At 65.8% G+C, this 18,796-nt stretch carries 18 protein-coding genes; 8 read left to right on the top strand and 10 right to left on the bottom strand.

What is annotated here, in order from left to right:
* Positions 1 to 32: 32 nt before the first annotated feature.
* Entirely contained in the window at positions 33 to 671 is a 639-nt protein-coding gene (locus EYZ64_RS04120) for a TetR/AcrR family transcriptional regulator (RefSeq protein WP_135452050.1), read from the bottom strand.
* A gap of 69 nt (positions 672 to 740) precedes the next feature.
* Here EYZ64_RS04120 and EYZ64_RS04115 point away from each other — a divergent pair, with 69 nt between their 5' ends.
* Complete coding sequence (locus EYZ64_RS04115) at positions 741 to 1,772, top strand: Rieske 2Fe-2S domain-containing protein (RefSeq protein WP_135452048.1); 1,032 nt, start codon at positions 741 to 743, stop codon at positions 1,770 to 1,772.
* Entirely contained in the window at positions 1,769 to 2,848 is a 1,080-nt protein-coding gene (locus EYZ64_RS04110; RefSeq protein WP_135452046.1) for an NAD(P)H-dependent amine dehydrogenase family protein, read from the top strand. The genes EYZ64_RS04115 and EYZ64_RS04110 overlap by 4 nt, the downstream gene beginning before the upstream one ends.
* Here EYZ64_RS04110 and EYZ64_RS04105 read toward each other — a convergent pair.
* Complete coding sequence (locus EYZ64_RS04105) at positions 2,838 to 4,184, bottom strand: alpha/beta hydrolase domain-containing protein (RefSeq protein ID WP_135452044.1); 1,347 nt, start codon at positions 4,182 to 4,184, stop codon at positions 2,838 to 2,840. The two genes, EYZ64_RS04110 and EYZ64_RS04105, sit on opposite strands and share 11 nt — an antisense overlap.
* Before the next feature lie 82 nt (positions 4,185 to 4,266).
* On the bottom strand, positions 4,267 to 6,813 hold the full coding sequence (clpB, locus tag EYZ64_RS04100) for an ATP-dependent chaperone ClpB (protein ID WP_135452041.1): 2,547 nt from the start codon (positions 6,811 to 6,813) through the stop codon (positions 4,267 to 4,269).
* A gap of 132 nt (positions 6,814 to 6,945) precedes the next feature.
* On the opposite strand from clpB, the gene EYZ64_RS04095 reads away from it, so the two are divergent.
* From EYZ64_RS04095 to EYZ64_RS04085, 3 genes are read left to right on the top strand one after another with little or no spacing between them, the layout of a single operon-like run.
* Positions 6,946 to 8,127, top strand: coding sequence for a macrolide family glycosyltransferase (locus EYZ64_RS04095; protein ID WP_286174610.1), 1,182 nt, complete (start codon positions 6,946 to 6,948; stop codon positions 8,125 to 8,127).
* Positions 8,128 to 8,146: 19 nt separating this feature from the next.
* A complete protein-coding gene (locus tag EYZ64_RS04090) occupies positions 8,147 to 8,815 on the top strand; it encodes a GAP family protein (protein WP_135452039.1) in 669 nt (222 codons plus the stop codon).
* A 37-nt stretch (positions 8,816 to 8,852) separates the two neighbouring features.
* Positions 8,853 to 9,476, top strand: coding sequence for a CYTH domain-containing protein (locus EYZ64_RS04085; protein ID WP_135452037.1), 624 nt, complete (start codon positions 8,853 to 8,855; stop codon positions 9,474 to 9,476).
* A 2-nt stretch (positions 9,477 to 9,478) separates the two neighbouring features.
* Here EYZ64_RS04085 and EYZ64_RS04080 read toward each other — a convergent pair whose 3' ends face one another.
* The 3 genes from EYZ64_RS04080 to EYZ64_RS04070 all read right to left on the bottom strand — a co-directional run bounded on the left by EYZ64_RS04080 (position 9,479) and on the right by EYZ64_RS04070 (position 11,345).
* Positions 9,479 to 9,748, bottom strand: coding sequence for a hypothetical protein (locus EYZ64_RS04080; protein WP_135452035.1), 270 nt, complete (start codon positions 9,746 to 9,748; stop codon positions 9,479 to 9,481).
* Positions 9,749 to 9,984: 236 nt separating this feature from the next.
* Entirely contained in the window at positions 9,985 to 10,401 is a 417-nt protein-coding gene (locus EYZ64_RS04075) for a hypothetical protein (RefSeq protein WP_135452033.1), read from the bottom strand.
* Between the two features lie 314 nt (positions 10,402 to 10,715).
* A complete protein-coding gene (locus tag EYZ64_RS04070) occupies positions 10,716 to 11,345 on the bottom strand; it encodes a TetR/AcrR family transcriptional regulator (RefSeq protein WP_135452031.1) in 630 nt (209 codons plus the stop codon).
* 98 nt (positions 11,346 to 11,443) lie between these two features.
* Between EYZ64_RS04070 and EYZ64_RS04065 the strand changes: the two genes are divergently transcribed.
* The 3 genes from EYZ64_RS04065 to EYZ64_RS04055 are packed head-to-tail and all read left to right on the top strand — an operon-like array spanning position 11,444 to position 14,559.
* Entirely contained in the window at positions 11,444 to 12,478 is a 1,035-nt protein-coding gene (locus EYZ64_RS04065; RefSeq protein WP_135452029.1) for an ABC transporter permease, read from the top strand.
* Positions 12,465 to 13,631, top strand: a complete 1,167-nt coding sequence (locus EYZ64_RS04060) for an FAD-binding oxidoreductase (protein ID WP_135452027.1) — start codon at positions 12,465 to 12,467, stop codon at positions 13,629 to 13,631. Before EYZ64_RS04065 ends, EYZ64_RS04060 begins: the two co-directional genes overlap by 14 nt.
* A 19-nt stretch (positions 13,632 to 13,650) precedes the next feature.
* Positions 13,651 to 14,559, top strand: a complete 909-nt coding sequence (locus EYZ64_RS04055; protein WP_135452025.1) for an aldose 1-epimerase — start codon at positions 13,651 to 13,653, stop codon at positions 14,557 to 14,559.
* Between the two features lie 12 nt (positions 14,560 to 14,571).
* Here the strand turns inward: EYZ64_RS04055 and EYZ64_RS04050 are convergent, their stop codons facing one another.
* Genes EYZ64_RS04050 through dnaK form a run of 4 tightly spaced genes read right to left on the bottom strand, consistent with a single transcriptional unit; the run spans position 14,572 to position 18,638 of the window.
* Complete coding sequence (locus EYZ64_RS04050) at positions 14,572 to 14,958, bottom strand: heat shock protein transcriptional repressor HspR (RefSeq protein ID WP_135452023.1); 387 nt, start codon at positions 14,956 to 14,958, stop codon at positions 14,572 to 14,574.
* A complete protein-coding gene (gene dnaJ, locus EYZ64_RS04045; protein ID WP_135452021.1) occupies positions 14,955 to 16,121 on the bottom strand; it encodes a molecular chaperone DnaJ in 1,167 nt (388 codons plus the stop codon). The genes EYZ64_RS04050 and dnaJ overlap by 4 nt, the downstream gene beginning before the upstream one ends.
* A 37-nt stretch (positions 16,122 to 16,158) precedes the next feature.
* The gene (grpE, locus tag EYZ64_RS04040; RefSeq protein WP_135452019.1) at positions 16,159 to 16,788 is read right to left on the bottom strand and encodes a nucleotide exchange factor GrpE; all 630 of its coding nucleotides are present in this window, start codon (positions 16,786 to 16,788) and stop codon (positions 16,159 to 16,161) included.
* Positions 16,785 to 18,638, bottom strand: a complete 1,854-nt coding sequence (gene dnaK, locus EYZ64_RS04035) for a molecular chaperone DnaK (protein WP_135452017.1) — start codon at positions 18,636 to 18,638, stop codon at positions 16,785 to 16,787. The genes grpE and dnaK overlap by 4 nt, the downstream gene beginning before the upstream one ends.
* Positions 18,639 to 18,796: the final 158 nt, after the last annotated feature.

Raw genomic sequence — 18,796 nt, 5'->3', positions numbered from 1 at the left:
GAATGCCTCCACCTTGTGAGGTCACAACCCGATTACTGGTGATCAGAGCGCCGTGACCGGGACTCTTCGAGGTACGTGACGATCGCGTTTGTGAGCCCTCGCCTGGCGACATCGAGGTCTGTATATGTGCCGAGTTGCCGCTCAGAGGTGATACCGCGCATCGCGCCGGGGATGAACGAGGCAACTTCACGTACCCGCTCGGGGTCCACGTCGAGGTCGGCAAAGGCCTGCTGACAGGTCTGCAGCCAGCTGTGCCCCCATGACGACAGCTCGGCGGCGGTCTTCGGATAGAGCCGTTCGAGTTCGGCATGGTCCCGTGGCAGCGCCGCGCGCAGATTCTCGATCGCCCGCGAATCGCTGGCGGTCAACCCGTCATAGAGCAGGTCGATGATGCCGGCGACGCGCTCACGCAGCGGCGCGCTGTCGTGACGGTGGCTCAGCATGCCCGCACGGCGCTCGGCGGTGCGCTGCAGGACCGCAGCCCAGAACCCGTCGATATCGCCGAACTGGTATTTCACCGCACCCCAGGTGGCGCCGATGTCTTTGGCGATCCGGTTGGCCGAGACCGCCCCCGGATCGCCGGTTGCCAGCGCCTTGCGCGCGGCCTCCAACATGCTCTCCCGGGTGGCTTCACCGCGCCGATTGGTTCGGCGCGCGCTCACCTCGGTCATCTCAGGAGATTACCTCAATTTCACAGAACCCTCTTTCAAAGTTTCACAGAACCTCCTACGATTCGCGTCATGGCAAAACCACCGTTGTCGATGAAACCGACGGGATGGTTCCAGGTCGCCTGGTCGGACCAGGTCAGCGTGGGTGCGGTGCACGCCATGAAGTACTTCGGCGAGGAGATGGTCGCCTGGCGCGCCGAATCCGGGGCCGTCACCGTCATGAACGCCTACTGCGAGCACCTCGGCGCGCACCTCGGCTTCGGCGGTCACGTCGTCGGCGAGACCATCCAGTGCCCGTTCCACGGCTGGCAATGGAATGCCGAGGGCCGCAACGTCTGCATCCCGTACCAGGACCGGCCCAACCGCGGCCGCCGGATGCGCACCTACCCCGTCGTCGAACGCAACGAGGCCATCTATGTCTGGCACGACATCGAAGGGCGTGAGCCGTTCTTCGAAGCGCCGGATGTGTTCGCGTCCTTCGGTGACGGCAGCACCGCCGCCGACTACTACCCCCAGCAGCGGTTGTTCCGCGGGGGGCTCGAGCTGCATCCGCAGTACGTGCTGGAGAACGGCGTCGACTTCGCGCACTTCAAATTCGTGCACCAGACCCCGATCGTGCCGGTGTTCACCCGCCACGACTTCGCCGCGCCGATCTCCTACGTCGACTTCACCATCACGTTCGAGGGCGACGATCAACAGTCGATCGATGATGTGCGCAGCGGCGTCGAGGCGATCAACGGCGGTCTGGGCATCGCGGTGACCAAGAGCTGGGGAATGATCGACAACCGCACCATCTCGGCGGTCACCCCCGTCGACGATTCGACCTCCGACGTGCGGTTCACGGTCTACATCGGCCGAACCCCCGGCAAGGACAGTCCCCGGGCTGCCCAGCGCGCCACCGATTTCGGCGACGAGGTGATCCGCCAGTTCACCCAGGACATCCACATCTGGTCACATCAGCGCTACTCCGATCCTCCGGCGCTGGCCACCGCCGAGTACGAGGGCTTCACCGCAATCCGCAAGTGGGCCATGCAGTTCTATCCAGACGGTCGGGGCGGTAGTGCCGCAGACCTGTCGCTTATACGGAAGGCAGACACCCTATGACCGAGAAGATCCGCGTTTTCCAGGTGGCGACCGGCAACGTCGGCACCGAGATGATCAAGCGCATCGGCAAGCGACCCGACCTGGAACTTGTCGGATTGCATTGCTACACAACGGAAAAGGTGGGCCGCGATGCCGGTGAGATCGCCGGCATCGATCCGATCGGGGTGACCGCGACGGGCTCGATCGACGAGATCATCGCCGCCAAGCCTGACGTATTGACGTTCCACGGTGTCTTTCCGGATGAGGACCTCTACGTGAAAGTCCTTGAGGCCGGGATCAACATCGTCACCACCGCCGACTGGATCACCGGCTGGCACCGCGACACCAACCACCCGCATCCGTCCGGCAAGCCGGTGTCTCAGCTGCTGGCCGAGGCGTGCGCGAAGGGTGGGTCGACGTTCTACGGCACCGGGATGAACCCCGGCGTCAACCAGATCCTGGGCGTGGTGTGCTCGGCCGACGTCGCCGAGATCGAGAACGTCACCACCATCGAATCCGTCGATGTGTCATGCCATCACAGCAAGGACACCTGGATCGAGGTCGGCTACGGCCTGCCCGTCGACGATCCGTCGATCCCGGCCAAATTGGAGAAGTACACCCGGGTCTTCGCCGACAGCGTGCTGATGATGGCCGACTGCTTCGGGCTGGAACTCGACGAGGTCAAGTTCAGCTACGAGCTCGGCGCCTGCACCAAGGATGTCGACCTGGGCTGGTACACGCTGCCCAAGGGATCGCTGGGCGGCAACTACATCAAGTACCAGGGCATGGTCGACGGAGTGCCGCGCGTCGAAACCCACCTGGAATGGCAGATGACCCCGCACACCGATCCGAGCTGGGATATCAAGGGCTGCTACATCACCCAGATCAAGGGCGATCCGTGCGTTTACAACAAGCACATGATCTTCCCGAAACCCGGTGTGGACCTGTCCGATCCGGCCTCGTTCGCCTCGATCGGCATGACCGTGACCGGCCTGCCCGCACTCAACGCCATCGCGTCGGTGGTCAAAGCACCGCCGGGACTGTTGACGAGCGCCGACGTGCCGCTGCGCGGATTCGCCGGCAGGTTCAACATCTGACGGCTGGGAACATCGCGGCCGCGAGCTCCAGAATCTCCGGGCGGTCCGCGGGCAGAAGAAATCCGGCCTCGATTGTCCGGTCAAGCGCATCGGTGAAGCGGTCGAGATATTCGTCGACGCCGTCGGGGTAGAGCTCGCACAGCCTCGCGGCGTCGAACACCTCGCCCGACCCGAAAAGGAAGGACATGTGGCTCTCGTCCTTCGCGAGTCCCGACGTCCGCGCGATCGGGACATCGACCCACGGCGTGCGGACTCCGCCCTCGGCGAGCCCGTTCGCATCCAGGACGAGTCCCGGCGGGTCGCCTCCGGTCAAGGCGATCGGCGGTGCGCTCGGCGCGGGAGTGCCGGTGTGAACCCAGGTATTGAGTGCGGCGATCGCGGCCTGCAGCGCATAGTGATGTTGGGGAGCGAAGTTGATGTAGTACGACAGTCGCGTGCCCATCAGCTCATTTGTGGGTGCGTACGCCGCGACGATGTCGGCCAACGGCGTGGACCCGTCATCGATGAAACCGACGCGGATGGTGTAGTTGTCAGCGTGCGCGGTCCCCGGCACCTCCCAGGCCCGCAGAAACTCGTTGTCCGCCTGCCGCGCAGCGTGATAGCCCACGCGGAAGCCCCCGACGATATCCGTCTCGGCGAGCACGGTGAGCACTGGAACACGCAGATCCGGGCGGAAGGGCACGGCCACATCCGACCTGGCCTCGTCGAAGACGTCGGTGTCGTCGAGGGGTGCGGCGCTGCCGAATCGCGAATGCACCAGAAAGCCGTCATACGTGGCGGCGCTCGGGTCCACGGCGTTGACGTACGTCGTCAGGAATGCCGCGGATTGCGACTCACCCACCGCCAGAACGGTCTCCGGGCGCAGACCGTGGATCGCGCCATCGCGGATCAGACGGCCGATCTGGGTGAAGATGTCGTAGGCGAAGGCGTCTCCCGGGTGGTTTAGCTCGGAATAGCGCTGCGGGTCTTGTGCTTTCAATGACATCTCGGCGCCGACAAGGCTCGTTCCGCCCTGGATGCCGACCTGTTGGACCGAGACCGCCACGTAGGTGTAGCCCGCACGGGCGATCTCCCGATGCGCCATGAACCAGACCGCGGGCGCGTCGATCCCGCCGCTGACATTCAGCCACTCGACGATCACGGTGCCGTTGGAGTTCGCCGCATCCGTGGGCGAGATGACGACGATGCGGGTGGTGTAGTCCGCCTCGGACGGCACGGTGTCCGAATAGGACCTGGCCGTTCCGGACACGAAGAACTCCTCGGCGCCGTAACCCAGGTCGGCCAGGCGATAGGCACCGAGGAGCAGATTGGGTTTACCGGGGACCTTGGTGATCACCCGCCCATCTTTGCGCGAGCGGAAACAAAAGTGCCCAATTCCGATGGGAATTGGGCACTTTTGTGTCTTCCGTCAGGCTGGCTCAGCCCAGAACGAGGCTTTCGCCATCCGCGCTGACGTTGACCGGCACCACATCACCGTCGTGCACCTCGCCGGCCAGCAGCATCTTCGCCAACTGGTCGCCGATGGCCTGCTGCACCAGGCGGCGCAGCGGACGGGCACCGTAGAGCGGGTCGAAACCACGCTCTGCCAGCCAGGTCTTGGCGGGCAGCGACACCTCGAGGGTGAGCCGGCGCTGCGCCAGCCGCTTCTGCAGCTGTTGCAGCTGGATGTCGACGATCGACACCAGCTGCTCGGGGTTGAGCGCGTCGAACATGATCACGTCGTCGAGCCGGTTGATGAACTCCGGCTTGAACGCCGCCCGCACCGCGGCCATCACCTGCTCCTCTGTGCCACCGGCACCCAGGTTGGAGGTCAGGATCAGGATCGTGTTGCGGAAGTCGACCGTGCGACCTTGGCCGTCGGTCAACCGGCCCTCGTCGAGCACCTGCAGCAGCACGTCGAACACGTCCGGGTGCGCCTTCTCGATCTCGTCGAACAGGACCACCGTGTAGGGACGCCGGCGCACGGCCTCGGTCAGCTGACCACCCTGGTCGTAGCCGATGTACCCCGGAGGCGCACCGACCAGCCGAGCCACCGAGTGCTTCTCGCCGTACTCGCTCATGTCGATGCGGACCATCGCACGCTCGTCGTCGAACAGGAACTCCGCCAACGCTTTTGCGAGCTCGGTCTTACCGACACCGGTCGGGCCCAGGAACATGAACGAACCTGTCGGCCGGTTGGGGTCGGCCACCCCGGCCCGGCTGCGGCGCACCGCATCCGACACCGCGGTCACCGCCGCCTTCTGGCCGATGACGCGCTTGCCCAGCTCCTCCTCCATGCGCAGCAGCTTGGCGGTCTCGCCTTCGAGCATCCGGCCGGCGGGAATGCCGGTCCACGCCTCGACCACGTCGGCGATGTCGTCGGGGCCGACCTCCTCCTTGAGCATCACGTTCTCGCGAGCCTCGGCAACGGGCAGCGCGGCGTCGAGCTTCTTCTCGACCTCGGGGATACGCCCGTAGCGCAGCTCTGCGGCCTTGGCCAGGTCGCCGTCGCGCTCGGCCCGGTCGGCCTCACCGCGCAAGGTGTCCAGTTGCTCCTTGAACTCACGGACGATGTCGATGGCGCCCTTCTCGTTCTGCCAACGAGTCGTGAGCTCCGCGAGCTTCTCCTTGTAGTCGGCCAGCTCACCGCGCAGCTTCTCCAGCCGGTCCTTCGACGCGTCGTCCTCTTCCTTGGACAGCGCCATCTCCTCGATCTCGAGGCGACGGACCAGCCGCTCGACCTCGTCGATCTCGACAGGCCGGGAGTCGATCTCCATGCGCAGCCGGGACGCGGCCTCGTCGACCAGGTCGATGGCCTTGTCCGGCAGGAACCGGCTGGTGATGTAACGGTCACTCAACGTCGCCGCGGCGACCAGCGCGGAGTCGGTGATGCGCACGCCGTGATGCACCTCGTAGCGGTCCTTGAGGCCGCGCAGGATGCCGACGGTGTCCTCGACAGACGGCTCGCCGACGAGCACCTGCTGGAAGCGACGTTCCAGAGCGGCGTCCTTCTCGATGTACTTCCGGTACTCCTCGAGGGTCGTCGCGCCAACCAGTCGCAGCTCACCGCGGGCCAGCATAGGCTTGATCATGTTGCCCGCGTCCATCGCGGACTCGCCGGTGGCACCGGCGCCCACGATGGTGTGCAGCTCATCGATGAACGTGATGACCTGGCCGGCCGAGTTCTTGATGTCGTCGAGGACAGCCTTGAGGCGTTCCTCGAATTCACCGCGGTACTTGGCACCGGCCACCATGGACCCGAGGTCCAGGCTGATGACGGTCTTGTCTCGCAGGCTTTCCGGCACATCACCCGCGACGATGCGCTGGGCCAGGCCCTCGACGATCGCGGTCTTGCCGACGCCGGGCTCGCCGATGAGCACCGGGTTGTTCTTGGTGCGGCGGCTCAGGACCTGTACGACACGACGGATCTCGGTGTCGCGGCCGATGACCGGATCGAGCTTGCCCTCACGCGCGGCGGCGGTCAGGTCGGTGGAGTACTTCTCCAACGCCTGGTAGCTGCCCTCGGGGTCGGGGCTTGTGACGCGCGCGCTGCCGCGCACCTTGGTGAACGCCTCACGCAGCGCCTGCGGCGACGCGCCATGGCCCGTCAGCAGCTTGGCTACCTCGGAATTTCCGGTGGCCAGGCCGACCATCAGGTGCTCGGTGGAGACGTACTCGTCGTCCATCTCGGTGGCGAGGTGCTGCGCCGTCGTGATCGCGGTGATCGACTCGGGCGACAGCTGCGGCTGCGAGCTGGATCCACTCGCACTCGGCAGGCGACCGACTATGCGCTCGGCTTCTGCGCGAATGGTTGCGGGCTCAACTCCGACCGCCTCCAGCAGTGGTGCGGCGATACCGTCGTTCTGCGTCAGCAACGCCATCAACAAATGGGCGGGGGTGATCTGCGGATTGCCTGCGGCGGTCGCCGCCTGCAACGCCGAGGTCAGCGCCGCCTGGGTCTTCGTGGTCGGGTTGAACGAGTCCACGACACCTCCCCTTCTGTGTCTATCCACGGCCATTTCGGCTACGTGGAAAATGCTTGTCGCGATGTACAACGTAGTCAAGGTTGAGTCTGTTCCGCTCAACTTTAAAAATTTTTCCCGGGCAGACTTGGTCGCGTGCACATCGCCCTCGTCGCCGCATCCGCTCCCAGCCACATGTACCCGCATTTGGCGGTGGTTCACGAGTTGACGCGCCGCGGCCATCGGGTGAGTTACCTGGTCAGCGGCCACCTGAGCGGGCTGGTTCGCCCGACCGGCGCCGACGTCATCGCCTGCACCTCGGTGCTGCCGGGGGCGCCCGGCGCGCCGGAGTCCTTCGCCGAAGCCGACCCGGTGGCCGGCATGCGGATGTTCCTCGACGAGGCGGTGCATGTCCTGCCGCAGGTTCACGCGGCCCTCGACGCCGACCGACCCGACCTCATGCTCTACGACATCGGCGGCATGGCCGGCCCGGTGGCTGCGGAGCAATGGGGCGTGCCGTCAGCTCAGCTGTCCCCGAGCGAGGTGGCCTGGGAGGGCTACCACGACGACATGGCCGAGATACTCGATCCCATTCTCAACAGCCCAAGCGGCCTGGCCTACCGCCAGATGTTCGATGACTGGCTCACCGATTCGCGATCAGGGTTGACGTTCGACGACGTAACCGGTGTGCCGCGACGTTGTCTGGCACTGATCCCCCGCGTCATGCAACGGAACGCCGACCGGGTCGGTGACCGCTACCGGTTCGTGGGGCCGTGCATCGATCCACGTCGCGCAGGTCCGCGTGACTGGACCCCGCCGAACGGCGACGGCCCGCTGGCCCTACTCGCCTTCGGCACTGCCTACACGGAACGAGCCGATGTATACCGCAACGTGATCGAGGCACTGAACGGACAGGGTTGGCGGCTGGTGCTGTCCACCGGCCGCGCCAAGGCCGACGATCTGGGCCCGGTACCTGATTGGGTTCAGCTGCGTGAATCCGTTCCCCAGCCGGCAGTGCTGCAATTGGCCGACTGTTTCATCACCCACGCCGGCATGGGTTCGTGCACCGAGGGGTTGTGGTTCGGGGTGCCGATGGTGGCGATTCCGCAGGCCGTCGATCAGCCGGCCAACGGCGCGCGCCTGGAGACGATCGGCGTCGGCCGTCACCTGTCGGACCTTCGGCCCGGTGCGGACGAGATCCGCGACGCCGTACTCGGTGTCGTGGCCGATCGACAGATCCGGCGCAACCTCGACACCATCCGCGCGGAGATCCACGCTCACGGCGGGCCGGGACATGCCGCCAACGCAGTTGAGGACATCGCGGCCGGATATTGGTGAGCGTTGCTAGGTTTTGCTCATGACGGAAAGCTGGGGCTCGGTTTTCGCCGAACTCATCCCGCTGGCACTGGTGGTGGCGCTGTCGCCGCTGTCCATCATTCCGGCGGTGCTCGTGCTGCACACACCGCGTCCCCGGCCGACGGGCCTGTCCTTTCTCGCCGGGTGGTTTCTCGGCCTGGCCGCGCTGACCGCGATCTTCGTCGGCGTGTCCGGCCTGTTCGGCCGGCTCGACGAACCTCCGACGTGGGCGTCGTGGTTACGCATCGCGGTCGGCGTCGCCTTGATCGCCTTCGGCGCGTATCGCTTTCTCACCCGGGCAAAGTCAGAGCACAGCCCCAAGTGGATGGCTAGCCTGAGCAAGCTGACGCCCGTGAAGGCCGGAGCTGCCGGCGCCGTACTCACCGTGGTGAACCCCAAGGTGCTGTTCATCTGTGCGGCAGCAGGATTAGCCATCGGTAGCGCCGGCCTCGGTCAACCCGGGGTGTGGGCAGCGGGGCTCTACTACGTGGCGTTCGCGGGGTCGACGGTGGCCCTGCCGATCCTCGCTTACGCGGTATCGGGTGATCGTCTCGATCCCACACTGGCCCGACTCAAGGAATGGATGGAACGCAACCACGCAGTCTTGGTTGCGGCGATTCTCGTGGCGATCGGCCTCCTCGTGCTCTACAAGGGAATTCACGCCCTATAGACGACGTTTTCGGCGCGGATCGGGCTACGGTGTGCGCATGTCCGAATCCGGTTTCGGTGATTTCGAATTCGAGCGGAAGTTCTTTGTCCGCGAATTGCCCGCGGTGGCAGCATCAGATCCGATGCCTGCCCTCATCGTGCAGGCATATCTGTTCGCATCCGATGGATACGCGGTGCGCGTCCGGGTACAAGGGCCTGCGCCCGCAGAATTGGATGCCACTCCCGCCGAGCTCGTAGAAGCCTTGGGCGACGAATCGCTGGGGACCATGACCGCCAAAGGTCCTGCCGTCGGCGGCACCCGCTACGAGGCCGAACGCGAACTCGATCCATCGGTCGCGGGGCAGATCGTCGGCCGATCGGAACATGTCGTCGCGAAGATTCGCTACTCGATATGGCTGGGCGAGGACGGCTGGATCATCGACCAATTCCTTGGGCGAAACGCACCACTACTGCTCTCCGAAGTCGAGCGCGGCGGCCCGGTGGTCGATCTCGCCATTCCCTCTTTCTGCGCTTCCGAGGTATCCGAGGATGACCGGTTCCGCAACGAATACCTGGCGCACTTTCCATTCGGCACCTGGGCCGACGAGTATCGGCTTGAGCTCGACCGCCGCGGCCCTACCTTTGTGGATACCTTGGGCCAGAATCAGTTCGAGGGCACCTGAATTCACGCGCCGTAGGGCTGCTGCGGGCCGCGGCCCTGGCTGGCGGCGTAGTGCATCGCATTCTGCACCGTGCCGAGCATGCCCTGGTAGACAGCGATCTGGTGGTTGGCTTCGTCGTAAACTTCACGAGCCGGCCCAGGCGCCGGCCGGATATTCGTACCGCGCTGGCGCTGGTAGATCTCAATGACCCGCTCGCACCTGGCTCCTTCGGCTGCCAGCTGATCGTAGGGCGCTTCGAAGAGACGATATTTCGGCCAACGAATCCAGAACAATTCGGAGTCGATGTACAGCCGCGCCCCGTTCAGCAGCCAACTGATCCCCCGCGGCTGACGGAATCAAGGCGATAGCAACGAACACCACGGCAATGACGGCGGATATCGCCAGACCGACAACCAAGTACGTAACGAAGCTCTTGGGTTCATGTGATGCGTCAGCGAGCACTTGGTCGACCATCTTCTGGCTTCTCACCTGTGGATTCTCGGAGTGGACCGATGCATCGAGACGGCGTTTACCGCGCTCGGGAAGTGACAGCGTTCATCGCATTGACCACCGTGGTGATCCAGCCACGCAGAGCCGCGATTTGGGCGTCAAAGTCACCGCGTCGCCCTCGGCCGTCGCTGTCGCGTCGCTGTTCCAGAACGAAAATGATGCGCCAGCACCGCTCCGCCTCTGCTTTGAGGTCAGCATAGGGCGCCTGCCACAGCTGCTGGGCCGGCCATTGCGACCTGAACTGCACCGACTCGGTCCTGAGCCGTACTTCCTGCGCCCCCAACTGAGCGGACCCTCTCCGACCGACCCAAAAGTGCATCAGTGCAAAGGTCGTGCCGATCACAGCGAAGAAGGTCAACACGCCGAACCATTCCCCGGGAGTACTCGGCAGACGCCCCCGCGCCACAAACTCCACCGTCAGCGTGTCCCCTCGCACGACCACAGCCTAGCCAGGAAGTTCCGGTCACCTGGGGGGTTGGCCCTACCTCAAACCAGGTTCGTGGCGGACATTGCTGCGCCACATGACGGTCGGACTTCCGCTGTTCGGTTGAGGAGAACTCACGCGCCATACCGCGGCGCCTCCTTGCGAGATCGCGTGACTAATCGCCTGGAGTACGGCGCCACGCTTAGCCCGACCACCGCGCCCAGAATGCCGGCGAGTCGGTGCGGACAGCGGTTCGATCGCTCCATCCAGCGCCAGCATGCCGAGCGCCTACAGGGCCCTGGTCTCCGACCAGCAGCACTGACCGCCTAGAGCTCCGGCAGCCCCAGCTCCGCGGCATCCGCCGTGAGGTAGCGGGTCACCGTCGGCGCGAGCAGTCGCACGACCTCTTCACCGTCGAGGGTCGCCATCGGCGGCACCGCCATCACGTAACGCAGCATCGCGGTGCCGACCAGGTTGGATGCGGCGAGCATGGCCCGCAGTCGGGCCTGCTCGCCACCGCCGAGCACGCCTGACACCGCGGCGAGCACGTAATCCTGCATGAACGTTCGAAATGCCACGTGCGCATCGGAATTCGATGTTGCCGACTGCAACATGACCCGCATGCTGGCTGCGGTGTCGGGTGTCTCCCACATCTTCAGGTAGACGCGGACCATGCGCTCGCCGATCTCCTCGGCCGGCCCTTCCAAGGCAGCCACCAGCACGTCGGGATCCAGGATCAGGCGCAGCGATTCCCGGAACAGGTCGGCCTTCGAGCCGAACAGGTAGAGCACCATCGACGCGTCGACGTGCGCATCCGAAGCTATGGCCCGAAGCGTCGTCTTCTCGTATCCCTCGGCCGCGAAGCGCTGCTTGGCCGCGGCCAGCACAGCGTCGCGGGAGACCGGGTCACCCTGGCGACGCCCGCGCCGCGTGACGGTTTTCCCAGGTGAAGCCATACATCGACACTATCATTTCAATGACTGTTGAAAACCGGACTCATCAGGCTTACCCTCACACCAACCGATTAATTCAACATCGGATGAAAAGAGGGAACATGCTCTCGACACAGAGCCCCACGCCCGTCCACCACGCGGCACCCGAACACGAACCACCCGCCGCCCTGCGTGCGGCAGGCATCGTCACCGTGCTGACCATCGCGATCGCCATCGTCGCCATCGCGTTCGCCCTTCCCGCCTCGCGGTCCAAGCCCCACGACATACCGATCGGCGCCGCGGGACCCCAGGCCGCCACCAGTCAGATCGCCGAGCGCCTGGAACAGCAGGCCCCAGGCGCTTTCAAGGTGACCTATTACCCCGGCGAGGACGCCCTGCGCGAGGCGATCCTCAACCGAAACGTCTATGGCGGCATAGCGTTCGGCCCGGAGGGCCCGACCCTGCTGACCGCCACCGGTGGCAGTCCCGCCGTCGCGCAACTGCTCACCCAGATCGGCAACGGCATCGCCACACACTCGGGGGTTGCCCTGCACACCGAGGACCTGGCCCCGCCCACCACCCAGGATCCGCGCGGAACCGGCCTGGCCGCCTCCGCCCTGCCGATCACGCTGGCCGGGATGCTGCCGGCCAGCGCGCTGGTGCTGATACTGCGGCGCGAGGTGTGGACCCGCCTGACCGCCACGATCGTGTTCGCCGCGGTCGCAGGCACCACCGTCGCGGCCCTGCTCCAGTACGTATTCGGCTCGATCGACTCGAACTTCTGGGGCGTGGCCGCGGGCCTGACGCTGGGAATCGCGGCGACCGGTTTGTTCATGCTCGGCCTGGGCTCGATGTTCGGCAAGGTCGGCCTGGCCGCGGGCGCCGCACTGGCCCTGTTGCTGGGCAACCCGCTGTCCGGGCTGACGTCCGCACCGGAGGTGCTGCCCACCGGCTGGGGCCAGCTCGGGCAGCTGTTGCCCCAGGGCGCCACCGCCACGCTGCTGCGATCCACCGCATACTTCGGCGGCGCGGGCGCGGACCTGGCGATCATCGTGCTCAGTTGCTGGGCCCTCGCCGGGGTGACGTTGGTGATCATCGCAGGATTGCGGCGGCCTGAGCGCACCACGCCTAGACTGCGACTCCGTGGGACTCGATGACCGTCAAGCACTGGAGACGCTCCAGCACGCTGTCGACCCCGAGCAGGGCTCCGCGACGCTGATCCGCAACTTCTACACCCGGTGGTTCGCCACCGACCTCTCGGCCCGCGATCTGTTCCCTCCCGACATGGACAGCCAGCGCGATGTCTTTGCCCGCGCCCTGACCTGGCTGTTCGGGGAGTTGATCGCCCAGCGCGCCGAGGAGCCGGTGGCATTCCTGGCTCAGCTCGGCAGAGATCACCGCAAATACGGTGTGACGCAGAGCCATTACGACTCCATGCAGGATGCGCTCTACAACGCATTGCGCGGTCACCTCGAGTCCGAATGGGACGAACGACTGGCCGAGGCCGCCCACGATGCCGTGGCCCTGATCATCGGGGTGATGCGCGGGGCGGCCGATGCCGAGGACTCCCCCGCCTACTGCGACGGCACCGTCATCGAGCACCACCGGGTCACCCGCGACGTCTCGGTGATCCGGCTGCAACTCGACCAGCCGCTGTTCTACCACCCCGGCCAGTACGTCACCGTCCAGGTGCCGCAGTGGCCGCGCCGGTGGCGCTATCTGAGCCCGGCCGTCCCCGCCGACCGGTCCGGGGGCATCGAGTTCCACATCCGGTCGGTCCCCGGCGGCATGGTGAGCACCGCGATCGTCGCCGAGACCAAGATCGGGGACCGCTGGCGCCTGTCCAGCCCGCACGGCGGATTGCACGTCGACCGCGACGGCGAGGACGTGCTGATGGTGGCGGGCAGCACGGGCCTGGCCCCACTGCGCAACATCATCATGGACATGTCGCTGCACGGCGAGAATCCGCGTGTGCACCTGTTTTTCGGTGGCCGTTATCCGTGCGACCTGTACGACCTGAAGACGCTGTGGCACATCGCTTCCACGAATCCGTGGCTGTCGGTGACCCCGGTGTCCGAATACAGCACCGATCCGCCCTGGGCGGGCCAGTATCCCAACGTTCAGCCGCCGCGCGGCCTGCACGTCCGGCAAACCGGAACCCTGGCCGAAGTGGTGACCAGGTACGGCAACTGGGGCGATCGGCAGATCCTCGTCTGCGGCGGCCCGGACATGGTCACCGTCACCAAAGCCGCCCTGGTCGAGCGGGGAGCGCCGGCCGACCGCATCCAGCACGACCCGCTGACCCGCTGACCCGTGCCAGACTGGCGCCATGGCCGAGGTTCAACCCGTCACCCTGCATGACCCCTCGTCGTCGCTGACCGCCACCTACGTTCCGGAGGCGGGGATGATCTGCACCTCGCTGGCGGACAAGGACACCGACGTCGAATACCTGGGCCAGCGGCGCGGGCTGCAGGCTTACCTCACCGACGGTAAGACGATGGGAATCCCGATCCTCTACCCGTGGGCAAATCGCTTGAGCGCCAACGAGTACCGCGTCGACGACACCGCGGTGCACTTGACCCCCGGGGTCAACGGCGTCCGCGCCGACGCGCACGGGGCGCCGATGCACGGCGTGCTCGCCGCCAATCCGGACTGGCAGGTGATCGAGAAGTCCGAGAACACACTGGCAGCCGCACTGGACTGGGGCGCCGAACCGGGCCTGCTGGCGACGTTCCCGTTCCCCCACCGCCTGACCATGGCGGTGACGCTGGCCGATCGGACCCTCACCGTGTCCACGACGGTGGCGCCGACCGCCGAGCAGCCGGTGCCGCTGTGCTACGGCTACCACCCGTACGTGATGATTCCCGATGTGCCCCGCCAAGATTGGCAGCTACAGACCCCGACCATGCGGCATCTACTCGTGGATGACCGGGGCCTGCCCACCGGCGAATCCCGGGAGTGGCCGGGTGGGGCGAGACGCCTGGGCACCACCGAACTCGACGACGGTTTCGACGACGTGCCCCGGGGTGCTGTGTTCACACTGTCCGGTGGCGGCCACCGGGTCGACGTCACCTTCGACGAGGGTTATACCGCCGCACAGCTTTTCGCGCCGGGCAGCGACAACGTGGTGGGCATCGAGCCGATGGCCGCACCCACCGACGCGTTGCGCCGGGGGAAATACATGATGGCCGCCCCCGGAAATCCGGAGACGGCCACCTTTTCGATCAGAGTCGGCTAACGCGCGCCTCGGCTACGGCCTATGTCGCCGCCGAGCGGCTCCGGGCTGCCACAGCACCACCGCTTTGGATGCCACCGAAACGTCGCGGCGCTGATCACTGAGTTGTTCGACCTGCTGGGTCAGCTCGGAAACCCGTGTGCGCAACGCATCAACCTGATTGGTCAGCTCGATGATGCGCTTGATCCCGGCGAGGTTGACGCCCTCGTCCTGTGACAACCGCTGCACCTCACGGAGCAGGTCGACGTCACGCTCGGAGTAGCGGCGCCCGCCGCCGGAACTGCGCTGCGGGCTGACCAGGCCGAGCCGGTCGTATGTGCGCAGGGTCTGCGCGTGCATACCGGCCAGCTCGGCGGCCACCGAGATCAAAAACGTGCGGGCTTCGTCTTTGCGCTGACTCATATGTTGCCTGCCCATCCGGCCCGCGGATCGAATCCGCTGGCTCGTTCGGCTTTCGCATATGCCTCCAGCGCCTCTGCCGCTTCACCTTCCAGGTTCGGCGGCACCGCGACCTTCACCGTGACCAGCAGGTCACCGTGGCCGCCGGAGCGTTTGGGCACCCCGCGTCCGCGCACCCGCAGGATCCGGCCGTCGGAGGTGCCCTTGGGCACCCGCACACCGACCTTGCCGTCCAGGGTGGGAACGGAAAGCGTTGTCCCCAGAGCCAACTCGTGGAAGCTGACCGGAACGCTGACGGTCAGGTCGTCGCCGTCACGCCCGAACACCTTGTCCGGACGCACATGCACGGTGACGTAGAGGTCGCCCGAGGGCGCACCCCTTAGCCCGGCTTCACCCTGGCCGGCCAGCCTGATGCGCTGACCGTCCTCGACACCCGGTGGGATCCGCACGTTGATCGTGCGGGTCCGGGTGGTGACGCCGGTGCCCTGACATTCGTCGCAGGGGTGCTCGATGATCGAGCCGCTGCCCCGGCATTCGGTGCAGGGCTCGGAGAATCCGAACGCCCCCTGGTTGCGGTTGACCACACCCGAGCCGTTGCAGTTCGGGCACACCTTGGGGCTGGTGCCCGGCCGCGCACCGCTGCCATGGCAGTTGGTGCACGGTGCCGGGCTGGTCAGCCGCAGCGGCATGGCCACGCCCTTCGTGGCTTCCAGGAAGGACAACTCAGTTTCGGTTTCCAGGTCGTTGCCCCGACGCGGCCGGCTCGGGCGCGGTTGTGCACCACGCCCGAACAGCCCGCCGAAGAGGTCACCGATGTTTGCGCCGCCACTCTGGCCGGCAGCGTCGAACAGGTCGCCCAGGTTGAATTCGGCTCCGTCGGAACCGAATCCGCCACTGAAGTTCCCGCCCGGGTTGAACCGACGCCCACCCCCGGCGAACAGCCGGCGGGTCTCGTCATACTCCTTGCGCTTCGCGGGGTCCGACAGAACACTGTTCGCCTCGGAAACCGCCTTGAACCGCTCGGCCGCTCCCGCATCAGGATTGCGGTCGGGATGCAGTTCGGAGGCCAGTTTCCGGTAGGCCTTCTTGATCTCGTCGGCGCTGGCGTCAGAGGAGACGCCGAGTTCTTTATAGAAGTCCTTCTCGACCCACTCGCGTTGGGCCATGCGCCACCTCCTTACCTCTTCTCTCTAGTTGGATGGACTAATTGTCTGATTCTGCGGCCTGATCGCCGGTGGCGTCAGTGTTATCTGCCGTCTGTGCACCAGCTTCGGCCTCGGGCACCGTGTCGACCACGCCGACGAGGGCGTGCCGGATCACCTGGTCACCGATCTTGTAGCCCCGGCGCATCACGGTCCCGACCACGGGATGAGTGCCCTCCCCCTCGTGCTGCACAGCCTCGTGCAGCGACGGGTCGAACTCGTCACCCTCCACGCCGAATCCGGAAAGACCCTGTCCTTCAAGGGCACCGACGAGCTTGTCGGCGACCGACTTGAGCGGTCCGGATTCCAGGTCACCGTGGCTGCGGGCGCGGTCCAGGTCGTCGAGGACACCCAGCAACTGAGTGATGACGCCCGCCTTGGCCCGGTCAGCCGTGACCTGCTGATCACGCAGAGCCCGTTTGCGGTAGTTGTCGTATTCGGCCTTCACGCGTTGCAGCGTGGCCTTGAGCTCGGCAACCTCGTCGCTCTCGCTCGCCGACTCTCCAGCGGCGGAGGCGGCCGACGCCGGCCCACCTGGGGCCGGCGCCTGCTCACGAACCTCACCGGTGTCGGGATCGATGCGCCGTTTGTCGGTGATGGTCACCGGCTCGTGCGAATCGTTCTCGCTCACTTGGTCTCCTGGTCGTCGTCGACAACCTCGGCGTCCACCACGTTGTCGTCCGCGGCGGCCGAAGCACCGTCTCCACCGGCGGCCTGCTCGGCCTGGGTGGCCTCGTAGATCGCCTGGCCGAGACCCTGGGACTCGACACCGAGCTTCTCCATGGCCGCCTTGATCGCCGAGATGTCGGTGCCTTCCAGCGCCGACTTGGCCTCGGCGATGGCACCGTCGACCTTGGCCAAGGTGTCCTCGGGAACCTTCGATCCGCCTTCAGCCTCGCGCTGCTCCTTGACGAACTTCTCCGTCTGGTAGACCAGCGACTCGGCCTGGTTGCGGACGTCGGCCTCTTCGCGACGCTTCTTGTCCTCCTCGGCGTGCGCCTCGGCGTCCTTGATCATCCGGTCGATCTCTTCCTTGGACAGGCCGGAGCCTTCCTGGATCTTGATCGTGTTTTCCTTGCCGGTGCCCTTGTCCTTGGCGGTGACGTGCACGATGCCGTTGGCGTCGATGTCGAAGGTGACCTCGATCTGCGGGACACCGCGGGGGGCCGGCGGGATACCGGTCAGCTCGAAGGAACCGAGCAGCTTGTTGTGCGCGGCGATTTCACGCTCACCCTGGAAGACCTGGATCTGCACCGACGGCTGGTTGTCGTCAGCGGTGGTGAAGGTCTCCGACCGCTTGGTCGGGATGGTGGTGTTGCGCTCGATCAGCTTGGTCATCACGCCACCCTTGGTTTCGATACCGAGGGACAGCGGGGTGACGTCAAGCAGCAGAACGTCTTTCACCTCGCCCTTGAGCACGCCGGCCTGCAGCGCAGCGCCCACCGCGACAACCTCGTCGGGGTTGACGCCCTTGTTGGGCTCCTTGCCGCCGGTCATTTCCTTGACCAGCTCGGTGACCGCGGGCATACGGGTCGAGCCACCCACCAGAACCACGTGGTCGATCTCGCCGACGGAGATGCCGGCGTCCTTGATCACCGACTGGAACGGCTGACGGGTGCGGTCGAGCAGATCCTGAGTGATCTTCTGGAACTCGGCGCGGGTCAGCTGCTCGTCGAGGAACAGCGGGTTCTTGTCGGCGTCGACGGTGATGTAAGGCAGGTTGATCGAGGTGCTCTGCGAGGAGCTGAGTTCGATCTTGGCCTTCTCCGCGGCTTCGCGCAGCCGCTGCATCGCCATCTTGTCCTTGGTCAGGTCGATGCCGCTGGTGGCCTTGAACTTGTCGACCAGCCACTCGACGATCCGGTCGTCCCAGTCGTCGCCACCGAGGTGGTTGTCACCGGAGGTGGCTCGCACCTCGACGACACCGTCGCCGATCTCCAGCAGCGAGACGTCGAACGTACCGCCACCGAGGTCGAAGACCAGGATGGTCTGTTCCTTGCTGCCCTTGTCCAGGCCGTAGGCCAGGGCGGCCGCGGTGGGCTCGTTGACGATGCGCAGGACGTTGAGGCCGGCGATCTGGCCGGCTTCCTTGGTGGCCTGGCGCTGGGCGTCGTTGAAGTACGCGGGCACGGTGATGACGGCGTCGGTGATGTCCTCACCGAGGTACGCCTCGGCGTCGCGCTTGAGCTTCTGCAGCACGCGAGCGCTGATTTCCTGCGCCGTGTAGTTCTTGCCGTCGATCTCGACGGTCCAATCGGTGCCCATGTGACGCTTGACCGAACGGATGGTCCGGTCGACGTTGGTCACCGCCTGGTTCTTGGCGGGCTGACCGACCAGCACCTCGCCGTTGCGCGCGAACGCGACGACGGACGGAGTGGTCCGGGAGCCCTCGGAGTTCGCGACGACGACGGGGTCGCCGCCTTCCAGGACCGCGACGCATGAGTTGGTGGTCCCGAGGTCGATGCCGACCGCACGAGCCATGGTGTTGCCTCCTGTTAGAGATAAGGGGTCTGAGCGGACTGCGCTCAAGCTTGCTCCGGGTAGGCATAGATTGTCAACCCATACTTGAGTCTGTATCGCTCAACTTGCTGTCGATGTGGTCAACGGGGGTTTCCGCGGTTTTGTTCCCAGACGCTGTA

It is taken from the genome of Mycobacterium sp. DL99 (genome assembly GCF_004762045.1).
Taxonomy (GTDB): domain Bacteria; phylum Actinomycetota; class Actinomycetes; order Mycobacteriales; family Mycobacteriaceae; genus Mycobacterium.
This window is presented reverse-complemented; position numbering and strand designations above follow the sequence as displayed.